Consider the following 16,234-nt stretch of genomic DNA (forward strand, 5'->3'; position numbering starts at 1 on the left):
TTATTTTTTAAATTCGTTTTATATGCACAAATAGTTCATGCCTTTTAATCTCCATCTGTGTACTCCACGGACCCGTCTGGCTTCCTTTGTGGCTTTGAATGTAAAACTCTGAGAAGTCCTTTTGTATCCATATTTGGAGTTGTGATAGCAAATGAAAGGAGGAAAAAACCACCAAATATTGCAATCAGAATAATTATTAATGGCGAAATGCCTATCTCGTACAAGGTGAATGCTATATGATTCATATTAAAAATTTTTGTGGTTTTTAATTACCAATGGGTTAATTTAATAAATTATTTGATAAATTCTAACCATCTTTTTTATTTGTATAGGCTATTTGGTACATATTTAAATAAATCATATCTTTTACCACATATCATCATTGATTTTATCTTTTTCTTTCTTTCGTTTCTCAAGTAAATCAAGTCTTCTTTCTAATTCTATTTTTTCAGGATCCACATCTTCACCTTTTGTGTCCATATTTATAACCTCTTTTATTTGAAGTTCAAATGAATCTTTAAAATGTTCTTTCATTTCTTTCCAGGCTTCTCTTTCCTCTGCATTTCCAACAGTTCCTGTTATTTGGTCACTAACAATTGATCTTACAAATTTCCTTAGATCATCTTCTGTCATTGACTCTATTCTACTGTCAATGTATCTTTCTTTAAGATTCTCAAGTTGTTTCTTTGATAGATCTTTGTAACTAATCTGTTCAGTTGACATAATTTTCTTTTTTGATCACCCTTTTTACGTTAACAAGTTAACGAGAGATTGTGTTTATCTATTCGCCATGTTACTTGTTTTCGAGAAACATGTTCTGAGTTGAAAACCTTCCAACATCTTAAGTACTTAATGAGGGAAATTATTTGACTTATAGAAAAAACTTTAGAGCAAAAGCTTGAATAAATAGTTTTTTCAACCTTAGATAAAATAAATGAATTAGCTGGTAACGGAGGGGGTGGGATTCGAACCCACGGTGCCCTTGCAGACACGCTAGTTTTCAAGACTAGAGCCTTAAACCACTCGACCACCCCTCCTAGCTTGTCGACTGATCGCCGACAATTACACTTTAGCAACAAGCAGTACAAGATTTACCATGAGCAAGACTTCGCTGGAACAAAAACACTAAAAATTCTTTTGTTTCATCGTTTTAATGTCTTTTGAGGCTTTGGGGCTAAGAAGCATCCAAATACTTAAAAATTCAACTATAGTCCTATTGATGAAATTATGCCTGCTAATGATAAACAAATATCGTATAACTAGAATAGATGGAGAAGAGGATAAACTTACATCTCAATCTTTTGATAGTTACGATGAAGCATATGATTTACTTGAGGAGATCTATGGAGATATTTGCTGCTCAGATGCAGATTATGAAGATCGTCCTTACTATCAAATTATAAAAATGTCTTAGTCAATAAATTATTAGATCTATCTTTAAAGTATAAATTAATCTTCTAAGATATAATACTAATTTCTTATTTAAAACGAGCTTTTATTTTAATATACATAATTTAAAATATATCACCATGGTTAATTAAAGATTCTGATAGAACCTTAAAATAGTTTTCTGAGTTATGATATCTCTTCCAATCAATAGATCTTCTCTGCGAATCTTCAGATAATTTGCACTTGTTTTTTATAGCTCTACTTAGTGCTGCTTCTATTGACTCCGAGGTGTGAGAATTAAATATATAACCACCACCAAACTCTTCGATCTCATCTGACATCCATGTACCATTAGGGACAACAAAACACTTGCCGAGAGACCTTGCTTCACAAAATATACCTGAGGTTTGACTATGATATCGATTCCTACTGTATGGAAGAAGGAAAATATCAATTGAATTCAATAAATTCTCATAATCAATAGGAGAAAGAGAGTTTCTAAATAAAGTTACATTAGGTTTTGAATCTAATAGATTGATAGCCTCTAAAACCTTATTCTCCATTCTTACCCTAATTGAACATTGTAGAAGAAACTGTATATCAAAACCTTGATTCCTATTGCTGTAAATTTCGATAACATCGGGCAACAAGTCAAACCCTTTAGAGGTCCTTGCATCTCCCATATATCCAACTCTTATGCTTTTATTATTTTGTGTCTCTTCTTTATCTTTTTGACTTATTACATGTGGTATTGGTAAGACCTCAATTTTTTTAGAAGTGTAAACAGAAAATTCATCAGACAGTTTATTGGTATCAGAAAAAAGATAAATTCTTTTGGATATAATACTATTATTAATTTGATTATATAAAAATTTATGTAAGTTATCAGGAAATTTGCTTAATTGATAATTTGGTCTAGAAGTAAAATGATTAACGAAACCAACCTTAAAGTGGAATTTATGCGCAATAGATTCCAAATACTTTATTATCGCGAAGATGTTAACTATTGTCATCGTAGGAAAGAAGATAATATTTTTTTTGGACTTTTCAAGATATTTATCTATTTGCTTAAGGTCATAGTAGGTGAAAATATTATGCAGCAAGAAATTCCATGATAGATAAATAAACTTATATATTTTCTTTGGAAGGAATCTTTTTATTAGTGGAACATTAAATCTTCTGCCTAAATCAACTTTGTAAAAAGGAATTGCTCCTAATTCGTTTACTATTTCTTGACTCAAGTGCTTATTAGCTAGTATTAGAACTTTCCAACCTTTTGCTTTTGCTTCTTGTTGAAGTGATTTGCAATAATTATAATCATGACCTTGGAATGAGATTAGTGTCCTACACGATATTATAAAATTTATATCCTGATCTGATTTTTTCATATTTAAGAGTTTACTCATTATTATACATCAGTTAATTTACTCAACTCATAATAATCATACTATTTATTGCTTTTACTATTTTTGTACCAATCAATTGAATCTTTTAGCCCTTCTTTTAGAGACCTTGGTGAATACTCCTTATACATATTTTTAAGTTTATTTATATCTAAAAGTTTGCTTTTTGCACCGACATATCTTGATGTATCATAGTCTATTAGTTCTTCTGGACATTCTAAATATTCACATATACTCTGAGCAAATTCTTGTATCGAGTAATCCATACCGGCTCCTATATTTAGTAAGTCATTATTTACTTTGTCAGCAGTATTATACATAGCATTTAAGAAGTCATCTACATGAACTAATTCACGTCTTTGACTTCCATCTCCCCACAATAATGCCTTTTCTTTAGTTACTTTAGAATTATATATTTTCCTTATTAAATCAAAAATGAAGTGCATCTGCCTTCCATCATTATGATAATCCCCACCATAAAGAGTTGAAGGAATATAGCAAGAGTAGTTCATATTATATTGAAGGTGAAGAGCATTAGCTCCAGCGAGTAGCATTCTTTTTGTTAGAGCATATGTATATAAGCTTGTGGTTGGGATCCCTTTCATATAATTCTCTTCTTTTAATTCCAATAGTGGATCATATGAGCAACTAGTTCCCATAAATATTAACTTTGCTTGTGGTTGTTTTTGCTTCCACCAATCCAGAACATGTGTATTTATTAATTGATTAATTAACCATTGTTCCCCTGGATGTTTTAAGCAGAAATCTCCAGCTTGAGTCCATGCAGCCAAGTGATATATTCTATCGTATTTTATAAAACTGTAGTCATTTAATGAATCCTTAATCGTTAGATTACATTCGGAACTATTTGGACTAGTTATTTGGTTATCCCCTTGCTCTCTTTTTAGGGAACGTATTAGGTGCCTTCCTAAAAATCCTGAACCACCTGTAATAAATATATTCACTTAAAAATACTTGGATTAATTGGAAAGTAGAATTCTATTCCAGAATCGATGAGACTTGAATTACGTTCAAGTATTTCTTTTTTAAAATTCCAGGCTAATACATAATAAATATCTGGTAAATCCTCTAACTCATCTTCTATTACAATTGGTATATGCATACCGGGACTATAGAGTCCCTTACGTAATTTGTTCTTCTCGACAAGACATTGCAACGTCTCAGTTCCAAGGTTGAAATAATTTAGCAGTGTATTGCCTTTTACGGGTGCTCCAAATCCATAGATCTTCTTACCTTGCTCTATTGCTTTCCCAAGGTATTCAAGATCACGAACCCTAAGATCCGATATCTTTCTAGAGAAATCCAAATAGGTGCTTTTCTTATTTATATTACTTTCCTCTTCTTGTTTTATTAACTTCATTAATCTATAAGTCTTTTCCTTTGTATTCTTATGTGTAACAAAAGCTATCATCGACCCCCCGTGAATTGGGGAAAGAAATGCGTCAAATATTTCCAGTCCATGTAATTCAAGAAGGTAGGAAATCGACTTGAGATTATAATATAGAAGATGTTCGTGATAAATCTGATCAAATGCAATATTATCTACGATAGATTTCATATATAAGAATTGAACTATGAAAATTCCTTCTTCAGACAAAAGATGTTTTATACCTTCAGTAACTGAATGGAGTTCTTCTAAATGGAAGAATACACCAGCTGCATTTATAATCTCGAATTTTCCGTCAATTGATTCAGCTAATTCCTTATTGAAGAATTTATTTATCGTTGGTATGCCATTTGATTTAGCAATTTCAGAGGTTGTTTTAGAGGACTCTACTCCCAGCACATTGCATCCTATATCCATGAAGTGCTTTAATTGTGTTCCATCATTAGAGCCAATATCTAGAACATTAATGGCACTTTTATTAGCTGAATCAAAGTAATTATTTATTGTGATATTTGCGATATTTTTAAAGTGTGATGAAAGTGATTTTGTTATTCCTGATAGATATGTATGATCACCAAACATTATTTCCTTCTTCACCGTATAGTCTAATTGAGTAGTGCTACATTTATTGCAATAAAATACCCTTAGAGGATACTTTGGCTCGGAACCAATTTCTTCTCTCTTTAAAAAGTTATTGCACCAAGGCTGTAATCCTAGATCTATGCATAGATCTAAATCATTACCACCACATACTCTACATGAAAGCATAAAAGAGGTTTCTTTTGTTTAATTTAACATGTAATTGGCTTGATTAACAAGCTATATATTTTAAGTTAAATAAAATCGATTATTTTAGTCTTATAATTAAACTTAAAACATAATCAATATGTGCTAGAATTGCTTTAATTATTATTAATTAGCTTGATGTTATCATTTAGTGAGTTGAATGATAAAGTATTGATAATTGGAGCAGGAATGGTAGGTTTGTCGATTGCTAATCAGCTTGTAGATAGAAAAATTTCCAGCAATATTGTCTTAATAGAAAAAGAAGATTTACTTGGTCTCCACAGTTCTGGAAGAAATAGCGGTGTTTTACATGCGGGTATTTATTACAAGCCAGGATCGTTAAAGGCGAAGGTTTGTATCAGTGGAGCTAAGCGATTAAAAAAATGGATCGTTCAGCGAGGCTTGCCAATATCAAATTGTGGGAAATTAATCGTTCCACAAAAAAAGAGTTAGACTATATGATCGATGTACTTTATGAAAGAGGTTTAGAGAATGGTGCAGATGTAAGTATTTTAGGGAAATCAGCAATAAGTCAAATAGCACCAATAGCTAGATCTTCAACTGGTAGAGGTTTATGGAGCCCAGGGACATCTGTTACTCAGCCAAAGATTGTCATAAAAAAGCTAGAGGAAGAATTATCTTGTAAGGGTGTAAAAGTAATTAAGGGTGCAAATATCATTAATGTCGATGAGGATAATAAATTTTTAGATATAATGTCTAAAGGAGAATTATTTAGAATTAGATATATACATTTATATAATTGTACTGGATTGCATTCCGATAGAATCGCAAAATTATTTAACGTAGGCAAAGAATACCTTTTACTACCATTTAAAGGACTATATTGGAGAGTTAAAAAATCATCAAATATTTCTCTTTCAACTAACCTTTACCCAGTCCCTGATTTAAATGTACCTTTCTTGGGTGTGCATTTTACTCCCAGTGCAGAATTGGATCCAACTATACATATAGGTCCAACTGCAATTCCAGCGTTAGGTAGGGAAAATTATGAAAAATTCAAAGGAATCGAGCCTTTTATGACCTTTAGGAATTTTACTATTCTTGCCAATCAATATATAAATAATAAAAATGGCTTTAGAAATTATGCACGAGATCAAGCTTTTCTATCACTACGCCCACTATTAATGGAACAAATTAAGCTTATCATTCCTGAAATAGATATTAATGATATAGAAAAAAGTAACAAGGTAGGAATCAGAGCACAATTATTTAACAAGAAGAAAAATGAAATTGTGGATGATTTTCTCTATGTCAATTCTGGTTCAAGTACACATATATTAAATGCAATTTCTCCTGCTTTTACAGCTAGTTTTTCTTTAGCTGATTTGATTATTGATGAGACAATTAACATCTATACTTAGCCTTGATTAATTTAAGTCAAACTTACCTTATAACTATCTATCTGTACTAACTATAAAACTATTATTAAAATATGTTAGGAAGTCAAATAATCTATTCTTCGCAATAAATTATTTGACTTCCTAAGGAATCAAATTCAAATGGTACATGTACGTATTCTTTTAAAGCAGAGCGTATTTGTAAGTGCTTTTCAGGATTTGCTACAAGAAGTATAAATCCTCCTGATCCAGCCCCAAGGAGTTTACCTCCCGAAGCTCCGGCATCAATGGCCTTCTGATAAATAAGATCAATATGATCATTACTAATTTTTTCAGATAGTTGTTTCTTTATTTTCCATGATTCATCTAATAGAGATCCAAAATCGGTTATAGGTAGGTTAGAAAATAGAATATCTTCTGCCTCTTTTACAAAATCTTGTAATTTAAATAAGTAGTCTTTCTTTAGTTTGAAATTCTCAACTAATGACTTAGATATATAACTAGATGTTCTAGATATACCGGTAAAGAATAAAAGTAAATGTGATTGGAGGTCTTCCTTTCTTTTTTTTGAAATACATACTGGCTTGATTTCTATGGAAGAGTCTTTTGGAAAGTTGATTATATTGAGCCCACCGTATGAGGTGGCATATTGGTCTTGATATCCGCCTACTTCATTAAGAACATTTATTTCTAGATCTATTGCATCTAAGGCTAGTTTTGACTTACTTATTTTTACATTCTTATATGCGTATATAGCATTTAACAACCCTACTACGAAAGATGAGCTACTCCCTATCCCAGACCTGGCTGGTAGGTCAGAGTCGCAATGTATTTCTAGACCTTCTTTTATCTTTGATTCTTTAATGAGAGCTTTTACAGCTGTGTGTTTCAGATCTTCTATATCTTTCACATTTTCAACAATAGAATATGCAACTCTATATTTGAAATCAAAAAATGGAGGTAGTTTCCTAAGTGATATATAGCAATATTTATCGATAGTAGTTGAAATTACAGTACCAGAGTGCTCTTTAAACCAAGAAGGATAATCCGTTCCTCCTCCGAAAAATGACATTCTAAATGGAGTTCTTGTGATAATCATATATTTTGAACTATATATCCTTTGACAATATAAAATCTATTGCTGATTTTATATTGCTCTTTCTGTAATTTGAAAAATTTTCATTTGTGAACTGATTACAATTAGTGCTATCAGGTAATAAGATAGTTTGTAAACCTGCTTTACTACCTGCTTCTACATCGCTAGCTTTATCTCCTATTAGCCAGGACTGATTTAAATCTATATTCAGATCTCTCGCTGCTTCAAGAATCATTCCAGTACCAGGTTTCCTACATTGACAATCTTTTATGTATCCATAATCTGGATGATGAGGACAAAAGTAAACTGCATCCAGCCTACCTAAATTCATTGATATTTGTTTGTGTAACCATGTGTGTAAGTAAAATACTTCTTTTTTTGAGTAATAACCTCTAGCTATACCTGCTTGATTAGTTATTACTACTATTTTATATCGTGACTTGCTTATCGAAACTATACTTTCAAGAGCACCTTCGCACCATTCCCAATCACTTATCTTGTGCAAGTATCCTATTTCTTCATTAATAGTTCCATCTCTGTCTAGGTATATAGCTGGAGCCTTTGTGAGATTATTATTAGAGAAAATTTGTTTATGCAATTTATATTGTTATTAAACATTTTTATACTCAGAAACTTTTATCATCTGATATCCCTTAATAAGTTCTTCAATTCCTTCCTCAAGTGAATGAACAGGTAAATAACCTGTAGATTCTATTTTTTCATTGCTTACAATATAATTTCTTTGATCTGGATCCTTACCAATTTTTGCTTCAATAATTTCAAACTCAGTAACCTTTTCTTTAATTCTTTTGCAAAGCTCCAACTTTGATAGATTAGCTTCAGATAAACCGACATTGTATATTTGCCCTTTCATTTTAGAGATATTTTCAAGTCCATGAAGAAAGACTCTACTTACATCTCTTATATGAATATAATTTCTTTTAAATGAACTTTCAAATAAAACAACCGCTCTATCATTAACGGCTCTATATACAAAGTCATTTACTAATAAATCAATTCTCATTCTAGGAGACATGCCAAATACTGTGGCTAACCTAAAACTAATTGAATTTTCATGCTCTAGAAGCTTTTCTTCGATCTTCACTTTATCTATGGCATATTTAGAAATCGGACGGAGCTTAGATTCTTCTGTGCAGAAATTATTTTCATCACCTGTGCCATATGCACTATTTGTAGTAGGCATAATAATAATTTGACTCTCATGAACATTCTTAAATAAATTAAGAATAGAATCATGATTAACACTTTCGGCGTTATAAGGATCTTGTGCACAAATAGGAGCTCCAACTAAAGCAGCAAGAGGAAATATCACGTCATGTTCTCTTATTAGTTTATTAATTAGGCCTTCATCCCTAACATCACCTCTAATTATATGTAGATTTTTGTTGGTACATAGATGAGCCAAGCCAGATTGACGGTACATGAAATTATCTAAAACAGTGACTTTGTACCCTTTGCTTAATAGATCAGGTACAACTATTGAACCAAGGTAACCTGCACCACCTGTTACTAGAATATTAATCATTTGATGATTTCATGGGTAAAAACTCATTAGTACCAACCTCTTTAAGGAAAAAAATGAGATAATACTACTTTTTCTTGATCTCTAAATATACATCATTAATGGGAAGATCGAAAATCATGTTACTTGATGAGAATTGATTTCGGCTTAATACTATAAGTTATTTAATTATATTGAGTTATTAACTTATAGATTTAGCCTTAAAAGGAAGCTATATTAATTTCTCATTTTATAAATCTATCTAAATCTTTAATAAATCTATAATAATCACTAGGGATTCCAATATCAATAAAGTCATGATCTTGCCAACTAGCACTTAGCATTTTCTTTTCGGCTAAAATGGGAAGGAAATCTTTCTCAAAGGAAAACTTACCATTGAATAAAATAAGATTTTCTAAAATCTTAGACTTGCTTATTAAATAACATCCTGTATTAATAATCCTTCCACCTTCTTCTTCATCAAATTCAATGATATTTCTATTATTATCCAATCTTATTGATCCATAACGATTATTTATTACAATTTCTTTTATAGAAACAGTTATTGATTTATTGGATTTACAGAAATCAGAGTAGAGCTTTTGAAGATCAATATTATTCCATGTATCTCCATTAAGGATAATTATATTTTCTGATTTGAACTTGAATGATTCGAGTGATTTCTTGATCGCCCCACCAGTTCCGAGTGGTTCATCTTCTTCTACATATTTGATTACTGCCCCTTGGTAATTATCCCCAAAGTAATCTTTGATTCTCTTAGACAAGTAACCCGTCGATAGGACGAATGTGCCAACACCTTTGTCTATCCAAGAGCTAATTAAATAAGACAAAAAAGGCTTGCCACCCACCTTTGCCATAGGCTTGGGAACATCGTATACGACTTCCCTTAGGCGTTTTCCTAGCCCTCCACAAAGAATCATTGCCTCACTTGGGATTTTGGTTGATGAATTCAGAGTCGCTAAAAGATACTTCTTATATATTAATAAATTTTTGTTTGAGCGATGACTTTTGTAGCTTCTAGTATAAAATCATTATAATAATCTATTTTCGTTTTTTTAATATATTTTTCTGCTTTTGTTGTCTTATATAGAGACTAAATTTTACTAATTAAACTAGTTTTATTATCATTCTTAATAATTCTCAAATAGTCTAATACATAAAGTTTACCTTTATATCAACAGGATTATATTTAATTCTCTAATCATAAAAGAAAGCAATTATTTTTATAATAGTTACCCTAAGAGTAGTAAACAAAATAATGCTTGTGATGAGTTACTTCTTTAGCAAATTTCTTCCTCTTTTCCTTTTGCCTTTAGGTCTAGCTCTTTTGCTTTTGCTACTTTCTAATCGAAGGAAAAATTCATTTAAAATATATACGGCAATATTAATTTTATGGACTTTTAGCACAGGTGTTGTTGCTAATGGATTGTGGATACTCCTTGAATTTCCATGGCAAAGATTAAATGCTAATCAAGTCCCCTCTTCAGACGCTATTGTCGTTTTAAGTGGTTCTGGAATAAATCAATCGCCTGGTAGTAATAAAATTATTGAATGGGCAGATCCAGATAGATTCTTTGCCGGAATAGATCTTTTTAAGGAGCGTAAAGCTTCAAAGTTACTTTTTACAGGGGGATTATCGCCTTTCAGGAGAAATCTTCCAACCGAAGGGGCTTTTTATCGTAAAAAAGCCATTGAACTTGGAATCCCTGCTAGCGATATATGGGTTTCACCAATTGTTAGTAATACAGTTCAGGAAGCTCTCGCAATAGCCAATTTGCTTAATCCTCAAGACAGGGAATATCAACCGCAAATATTATTGGTGACAAGTGCTTATCATATGAATCGAGCAAAATGGATATTTGAGCGTCAAGGGCTAAAAGTCAATGCTTTTCCAGTTGATTTTCAATCTAGAAAGCTTTCTAGAATCCTTGGAAATCCTTTAAATTGGGCCCCTAATGCTTCAATGCTTGGAAAAAGTTCTTCTGCTCTTCGTGAAATTATGGGGAGGATCATTTATCAGATCTTTTATTGAAATTCAGTTTTTCATAGCTCTAAATACAAACATAATGTATTACAGCTAACTTCTGATGCTTTGTCTGATCTGCCTGGTTGATTTAAAAAGCATACATTTAACAATTTAAACGAACGATTAGCTGTCAAAAATAGAATTGAATAAGGATTTGAATCATTTTTTTAAGAAGCTTTAATTTCTGAGAAGGATTCTGCTTAACGACTATTTGAAACAGGTAAAATAAAGACCTAACAATTTTCAGCTAAATGCAGCAACTCATATTTTTTGCAGAACGCATGCCTTCTGACTTATCTAAGGTGGATTTCTCTTCTGGGTTTAATCTCCAGGGCCCTGACTTGGCTGGCATTTCTCTTCTGCTAGTTACTTTTGCAGGTGTTCTAGCCTTGAGATTGGGTACATCCCTTAGAGATACCTAGAGTTTTGTCAATTAAAGCTCATTCTGAATATGTCCATATTGAGAATTAAAGATTATTTGTAGAAAAAGTAAAAAAAACGAATTGTAAAACAATCAATAGAATTCTCTGCAATCAGTTTATTTATATTTGAGAAAATGAGAAACAGATATATATTTTTATTATGCTTATGCTCTCAAAAACTACTACTAGTTTCCCTATTATAACTGCTTCTAAGCCCAAATTCTTTATTTTCAAAAGTACTTATTCGGATTCAAGATTGAACAATTTAATTTAGTTCTTATTGCTTTTTCTGCTGCGTTCTTTAGAAAGCTTTTGTCCCATTTTTGGTCCAGATAGAGATTAGACTATTAGAAGATAAACTTATCTTTACGCGCTTATCTAGGTCTTGACCTAGTGATCGATCAATATCAAAAAAGCTAAATTTGATTTAAAACTAAAGAAATAATATAAATCCTGAATTTTTAGCCACAGAAATGAGAAAAATTAATTAGCTTCATCAGACCTGTGAGTACAAGGTCCAAATGGCTCAACGAATATCCGTTGCCTTAAATAAAATACCCTCTAGTAGTAGAGACCTTTTAGAATTTGCATTTTTTTGCGTAGTAGGTTTTACTGCCGGTTCTTTGGGGATGATTTAGAGGCTTATCAAATAATCAAAGGCTTTCTATAAAGGCTTGTTTTAAAATTTATTTTCTAATTAAAGTTGAATTTTATTTGAACAAGTATTTATCTTTCAGAATTTAATTTGATAATACGCTTAACGGTAAAAAGCTTTGCTATATCAGCGTAATTGCATCAATGGCGAAAAACATAGAAAGAAGGCTTTACAAAACGTAATAAAATGTGTTACATTTCTTAGTAAGCCATAAGTGGTTATTTACCAATTTTAAGATGACAACTTCCACCCCAACTGCCGACCGTACAGATGGTTCTGTTATTAGCGAATACGGCAAGCAAAATATGTTCGCGACAGAAGTTCAGATGCAAATGGAAGACTCTTATTCCAATTACCCAGAAGAGGCCGAGAAGGCAAATGGTCGCTGGGCAATGATTGGGTTTATTGCATTATTAGGAGCATATGTTTCCACTGGTCAAGTTATACCAGGTATCTTTTAATGGAAAATAATTATTGGAAAAAAGCTGAGCAAACAAATGGCAGACTTGCCATGATAGGACTTTTTGCTGCTGTTATTAATTATGGTTTTTTTGGTTGGATTGTACCTGGATTCTTTTAATACTTCTGTTACTTTACTTAATTGAAATCATAGGTTTTAATTACCTTATTAATAAGAAGTAAATCAAGTATCAAAAAAATTAAATATAGCTAAGTTGCCTAATGAATCAAGTGTTTTGATACAATTTATTTTAAACTTAGCTTAATAATTTGAATATTAGTTATTTGGGCATGATTTTCTTTCTTCTGGCAGAAGGTCACGAATGCTATAACCAAACTAATAACTATAAAGAAGGAAAAAACTTCCCTCAAATTTCGACATCCCTTTCGAATTTTCATATTTAAACCTTTTATTGGATTATCAGAGGCGTTTGACCTTTTGCTGTATAGGGGGAGGGTAACTTTCATCTAAATATATGTCCTGATTAATCAGATGTTCTCTCGTTTTTGTTGTTTATCAATTCCTTAATTCTAGCAAGGCCTTTCAGTGTTTTACAAAATTCCTCAATTGATGATGCATTAGACCAATTCTTAAAAATTCTGTGGTAATTTTGATAATAACAATCAATTATCAGAGAAATTAATCGCATGAGCCCTTCTAAGAGTGAGCAGTCTAGGTTTCTTGGTGACCTACCAATGGAAGGAGATATAAGTGAAAAAGAGCGTATTCGCTATATCTCTCACTTGATGTTCTTCGGAGGATGTGGCTTGCTATCTTTTGGTGTTTGGGCCCTGTCTGGCTTTAATGCAGCTTCAGGCTCTGGAGGACCATTCCCCTTAGGCTAGAAAATTAAATCAAATGTAAAAACAATTAATTTTTATTAGATATATTTATTGTTGTCTTATAGGTTTTAGTTGGATTTGCTTAACTGCTCTTCTTTGTCGTTTATCAGAGTAGATAGCCATTTAGCAGCTAGGACTCTTGAGATAGACCTGTTTCTTAGTAGCTCACAAATTAATTCATGCAAAGGGATACTACTTACTTTTGAATTAAACCAGTTTTCAAATTTTAGAATTTCTTCTTTAGAGCTGGATGCCCTGAGTTGATCTATTAAAGCGTCATGGGCACTGTCACTTATTATTTGATCTGGCTTTTGGAGAGTTGTCATTTTTTCTTTAGAGGTATGAGGATTCCTCTTCCTATACCATTAGCTAATAAGTAGTCACTTGTGCAATGAGTTATTTATCTATAATAGTGTTTTGACAAATTTGTTATAACGTCGACTCTTTAAGGAAATTCAAAAAAACCAGATATGAAGCCTGTCTAGGCCTTTTTATCTGGTTTTGCTAGGGGGAGCAGGCATTTATCAGAATCGCATCCAGCAGGACCAGCTTCTGTTAGCTCTCCTTTGTCATAACGAGTCAGCGCAACAAAAAAATCATCGCTTACTCTTCTTTCAATGACTTCAGATTGAAGTTTTTCATATGTTTGCGCATCTATTGGTTCAAAAGGTAAGCGAGGAAATGTTGCATTGGCATCAAATCTAGCTAAAAGTGCTGCTGATATATATCCCTCACTATTATTTATGGCATTGTGAATGGCTTTTGATAATGGTTGAATCTCATCTTCACGAAATTCAATTGTGGCTGATGTGTTGTGATCAGTGTAGTTACTTTGTACTTGCATATAAAAGTCAAATTGAGCAAGCGCCGTGAAGTTATTAATGTCTATTTGGTCTGCTCCAGGTAGATTTGCCCAACTAACTTCTGTTGGAATTTCTACTAACCATTCTGTACATCTTGGGTCAAATGGATTGTCTAGCAAGCGCCCGTTTTCATCTTTATCAGATTGTGAGGGTACAACTGTATATCCATAATCCATGCATGCCATAGCAACTGGATCATTCTTTCTAAATGTAATTCTTCTAATGAAACGTTGAGCTTTAGGTGGATGCCAACCAGGAGAGGCTCCTGTAAGAAGACTTTTTGTTCCTGCTGGCTGAACTGTTGTGCAACGTGAGGGTCTGCGAAGATTATGTTTATCGCAATACTCCCAAACTGTTTGATTAACTACTTCTTTCCAATGGTTTAGGTATTCTGCTTCTTTGGCCTTGAGTTTTTTACCTTCTTCTGAATTTGGTCTACCTTCTTCCCACCATTTTAGCCAATTTGTTCCAAATGCATGAACAAAAAAATCAAATAACCCAGTGAAACTTACTCCGACAATTGGGTCCCACTCTCTACTTTGCCGATACCGTTCAATTTCAAATCTATGGTTTAGGAGGCAAGCTACAGAAAGAGCAGCAGCTTTAAAGGAATCATCTTGTTCTTTAATATTTGCAGGGTCAATTTGATTAAGGTGAACTTCTGCAAGATTGCAGTGAAAATCGGCCCCTAGAATTTCTCCGCAAGGATTCAAGCCGTATCTACCAAGTCTATGTTCTAGTTCATCCTTGCTGATGGGACCATAATTTTGTTCTAACCAAAAACCAGCTTCTTCTTTCCCTTGATCACAATATATTTCTATAAACTCTTTCCTAAGTTCGGTAGTAGTTAAAAGGTCAGCATTTGAACGTGCAATTGCCTCTGGTGCGAATTGAATAGCACCTTCTCCTGATTGAAATTGCTTTGTCACGGCACTTGTAACAACATCAAGGGATGGCTTTGTGTGGTAAACAAGAGTGTGATTAGCCATTCTTAGAGCATCTTTCTCTGGGTCTATGCTCCAATTCCCCTCAGAATCTTGTTGCCATAGATTTTCTTTTACTCCAGAAGCCTTTAAATCTTTAGCTGAAAACTGTCGCATTCCAGCGCTACGGCGTATATTCCCAGCAACAATAGTCACAGCTGCTTCATCTATAAGTAGGCAGCATTCAATAGAAGTAAGCCTTCTTCCTATAGCTTTATTTGTAAGGTTTGTTATGCGTCCATAAAGATCTTTTAACTTTACAGGGTTTGCCATGCCTCCAAATCCTTTTAAGGATTCTCCAGCAGGCCTTATATCTTTTAAGTCAATAGAAACATTGATTTCCCCTCCACTGAAGGATTCATTACTGCTTAGCTCTAGAAGCTTTCTGTAACTTTCTACCCAACCTCTCCTACTATCTCCAACCTTTATTAATACCTCTTCTCCTGTAGTTATGGAAGATGTTTTTTCTTGCCGATTACTTGGTGAAGTTATTCCAATATCTGTTACTTCTTTTATTTTAATAATGTTTTTAATCTTAGGAAGTTTACTAATTAAGTGTTCTTCAATGATTGCGCCTGTGCCGCATCCCATCATTGCAAGATCCATCATTAGGCTAAAAGCTTCCCAATCAACAAGATTTGTAGAAGTGCAGTTATAGGCACCTGAAAAGTTCTTATTGTTTTCTATCCAAGGAGTGCCTCCTATCCATAACCACCGACCAGAAGGAAGAGCTTTCTTCTCTTTTTGCATTCTTGCCATTAACTCAACTTCTTCATTGCTCAAGTTGCCTAAGATAGTTAGTCCTTTGAGGTTTCTTTTGCTTACTTGATCCCAGCTTTCTCTACCCTGGTCAGTTTTTCGACTGTAAGTTCTATAAAATACTGGGTTAGCAGCGGGAGCTGTTAAAGGAAAATCTTGGTGAGAAATACCTTTTTGTGAGGTCTGTAACCCAATTTCGGATCGGCTGGCTGAGATTGTCAAGACTTTTCCTGGTCATTAC

General features: G+C 32.9%; 18 protein-coding genes, 1 tRNA gene and 1 pseudogene. 8 read left to right on the top strand and 12 right to left on the bottom strand.

The window, feature by feature from the left end; genetic code table 11:
• Window positions 1-44: 44 nt before the first annotated feature.
• The 3 genes from SOI85_RS00485 to SOI85_RS00495 all read right to left on the bottom strand — a co-directional run bounded on the left by SOI85_RS00485 (window position 45) and on the right by SOI85_RS00495 (window position 1,037).
• Window positions 45-245, bottom strand: a complete 201-nt coding sequence (locus SOI85_RS00485; RefSeq protein ID WP_320664277.1) for a hypothetical protein — start codon at window positions 243-245, stop codon at window positions 45-47.
• A gap of 121 nt (window positions 246-366) precedes the next feature.
• Window positions 367-723 (bottom strand): hypothetical protein, encoded by a 357-nt coding sequence (locus tag SOI85_RS00490; RefSeq protein ID WP_320664278.1) that lies wholly within the window; start codon window positions 721-723, stop codon window positions 367-369.
• Between the two features lie 227 nt (window positions 724-950).
• Window positions 951-1,037: transfer RNA gene (locus SOI85_RS00495), tRNA-Ser, on the bottom strand.
• A gap of 116 nt (window positions 1,038-1,153) precedes the next feature.
• On the opposite strand from SOI85_RS00495, the gene SOI85_RS00500 reads away from it, so the two are divergent.
• A complete protein-coding gene (locus tag SOI85_RS00500) occupies window positions 1,154-1,414 on the top strand; it encodes a hypothetical protein (RefSeq protein WP_320665185.1) in 261 nt (86 codons plus the stop codon).
• A 100-nt stretch (window positions 1,415-1,514) separates the two neighbouring features.
• Here the strand turns inward: SOI85_RS00500 and SOI85_RS00505 are convergent, their stop codons facing one another.
• From SOI85_RS00505 to SOI85_RS00515, 3 genes are read right to left on the bottom strand one after another with little or no spacing between them, the layout of a single operon-like run.
• A complete protein-coding gene (locus tag SOI85_RS00505) occupies window positions 1,515-2,777 on the bottom strand; it encodes a glycosyltransferase (protein WP_320664279.1) in 1,263 nt (420 codons plus the stop codon).
• A 59-nt stretch (window positions 2,778-2,836) separates the two neighbouring features.
• A complete protein-coding gene (locus SOI85_RS00510) occupies window positions 2,837-3,757 on the bottom strand; it encodes an NAD-dependent epimerase/dehydratase family protein (protein WP_320664280.1) in 921 nt (306 codons plus the stop codon).
• Entirely contained in the window at window positions 3,754-4,968 is a 1,215-nt protein-coding gene (locus SOI85_RS00515; RefSeq protein WP_320664281.1) for a class I SAM-dependent methyltransferase, read from the bottom strand. The genes SOI85_RS00510 and SOI85_RS00515 overlap by 4 nt, the downstream gene beginning before the upstream one ends.
• A 156-nt stretch (window positions 4,969-5,124) precedes the next feature.
• On the opposite strand from SOI85_RS00515, the gene SOI85_RS00520 reads away from it, so the two are divergent.
• On the top strand, window positions 5,125-5,439 hold the full coding sequence (locus SOI85_RS00520) for an FAD-dependent oxidoreductase (RefSeq protein ID WP_320664282.1): 315 nt from the start codon (window positions 5,125-5,127) through the stop codon (window positions 5,437-5,439).
• Window positions 5,370-6,368 carry an NAD(P)/FAD-dependent oxidoreductase gene (locus SOI85_RS00525; protein ID WP_320664283.1) on the top strand — a complete coding sequence of 333 codons (999 nt, stop codon included), beginning with the start codon at window positions 5,370-5,372 and terminating at the stop codon, window positions 6,366-6,368. The genes SOI85_RS00520 and SOI85_RS00525 overlap by 70 nt, the downstream gene beginning before the upstream one ends.
• Window positions 6,369-6,459: 91 nt before the next feature.
• Here the strand turns inward: SOI85_RS00525 and SOI85_RS00530 are convergent, their stop codons facing one another.
• The 4 genes from SOI85_RS00530 to SOI85_RS00545 all read right to left on the bottom strand — a co-directional run bounded on the left by SOI85_RS00530 (window position 6,460) and on the right by SOI85_RS00545 (window position 9,903).
• Window positions 6,460-7,416, bottom strand: a complete 957-nt coding sequence (locus SOI85_RS00530) for a hypothetical protein (protein WP_320664284.1) — start codon at window positions 7,414-7,416, stop codon at window positions 6,460-6,462.
• Window positions 7,417-7,453: 37 nt separating this feature from the next.
• Entirely contained in the window at window positions 7,454-8,038 is a 585-nt protein-coding gene (locus SOI85_RS00535; protein WP_320664285.1) for an HAD family hydrolase, read from the bottom strand.
• 12 nt (window positions 8,039-8,050) lie between these two features.
• Window positions 8,051-8,986: an NAD-dependent epimerase/dehydratase gene (locus SOI85_RS00540; RefSeq protein ID WP_320664286.1), complete on the bottom strand. Its 936-nt coding sequence runs from the start codon at window positions 8,984-8,986 to the stop codon at window positions 8,051-8,053.
• 221 nt (window positions 8,987-9,207) lie between these two features.
• The gene (locus SOI85_RS00545; RefSeq protein WP_320664287.1) at window positions 9,208-9,903 is read right to left on the bottom strand and encodes a sugar phosphate nucleotidyltransferase; all 696 of its coding nucleotides are present in this window, start codon (window positions 9,901-9,903) and stop codon (window positions 9,208-9,210) included.
• Window positions 9,904-10,250: 347 nt separating this feature from the next.
• Here SOI85_RS00545 and SOI85_RS00550 point away from each other — a divergent pair, with 347 nt between their 5' ends.
• From SOI85_RS00550 to SOI85_RS00570, 5 genes and pseudogenes are all read left to right on the top strand, one after another.
• Entirely contained in the window at window positions 10,251-11,015 is a 765-nt protein-coding gene (locus tag SOI85_RS00550) for a YdcF family protein (RefSeq protein WP_320664288.1), read from the top strand.
• A gap of 245 nt (window positions 11,016-11,260) precedes the next feature.
• The gene (locus SOI85_RS00555; protein ID WP_320664289.1) at window positions 11,261-11,431 is read left to right on the top strand and encodes a photosystem I reaction center subunit XII; all 171 of its coding nucleotides are present in this window, start codon (window positions 11,261-11,263) and stop codon (window positions 11,429-11,431) included.
• A 960-nt stretch (window positions 11,432-12,391) separates the two neighbouring features.
• Window positions 12,392-12,547, top strand: coding sequence for a high light inducible protein (locus SOI85_RS00560; RefSeq protein ID WP_414477817.1), 156 nt, complete (start codon window positions 12,392-12,394; stop codon window positions 12,545-12,547).
• Window positions 12,548-12,555: 8 nt separating this feature from the next.
• Window positions 12,556-12,666: pseudogene (locus SOI85_RS00565) on the top strand (high light inducible protein); the annotation flags it as partial.
• A 527-nt stretch (window positions 12,667-13,193) separates the two neighbouring features.
• Entirely contained in the window at window positions 13,194-13,391 is a 198-nt protein-coding gene (locus SOI85_RS00570) for a hypothetical protein (RefSeq protein ID WP_320664291.1), read from the top strand.
• 65 nt (window positions 13,392-13,456) lie between these two features.
• Here the strand turns inward: SOI85_RS00570 and SOI85_RS00575 are convergent, their stop codons facing one another.
• Both SOI85_RS00575 and nrdJ read right to left on the bottom strand, forming a co-directional pair.
• Window positions 13,457-13,714: an RNA recognition motif-containing protein gene (locus tag SOI85_RS00575; protein ID WP_320664292.1), complete on the bottom strand. Its 258-nt coding sequence runs from the start codon at window positions 13,712-13,714 to the stop codon at window positions 13,457-13,459.
• A 155-nt stretch (window positions 13,715-13,869) separates the two neighbouring features.
• Complete coding sequence (nrdJ, locus tag SOI85_RS00580; RefSeq protein WP_320664293.1) at window positions 13,870-16,215, bottom strand: ribonucleoside-triphosphate reductase, adenosylcobalamin-dependent; 2,346 nt, start codon at window positions 16,213-16,215, stop codon at window positions 13,870-13,872.
• Window positions 16,216-16,234: the final 19 nt, after the last annotated feature.

The sequence above is a fragment of the Prochlorococcus sp. MIT 1223 genome (assembly GCF_034092465.1).
Taxonomy (GTDB): domain Bacteria; phylum Cyanobacteriota; class Cyanobacteriia; order PCC-6307; family Cyanobiaceae; genus AG-402-N21.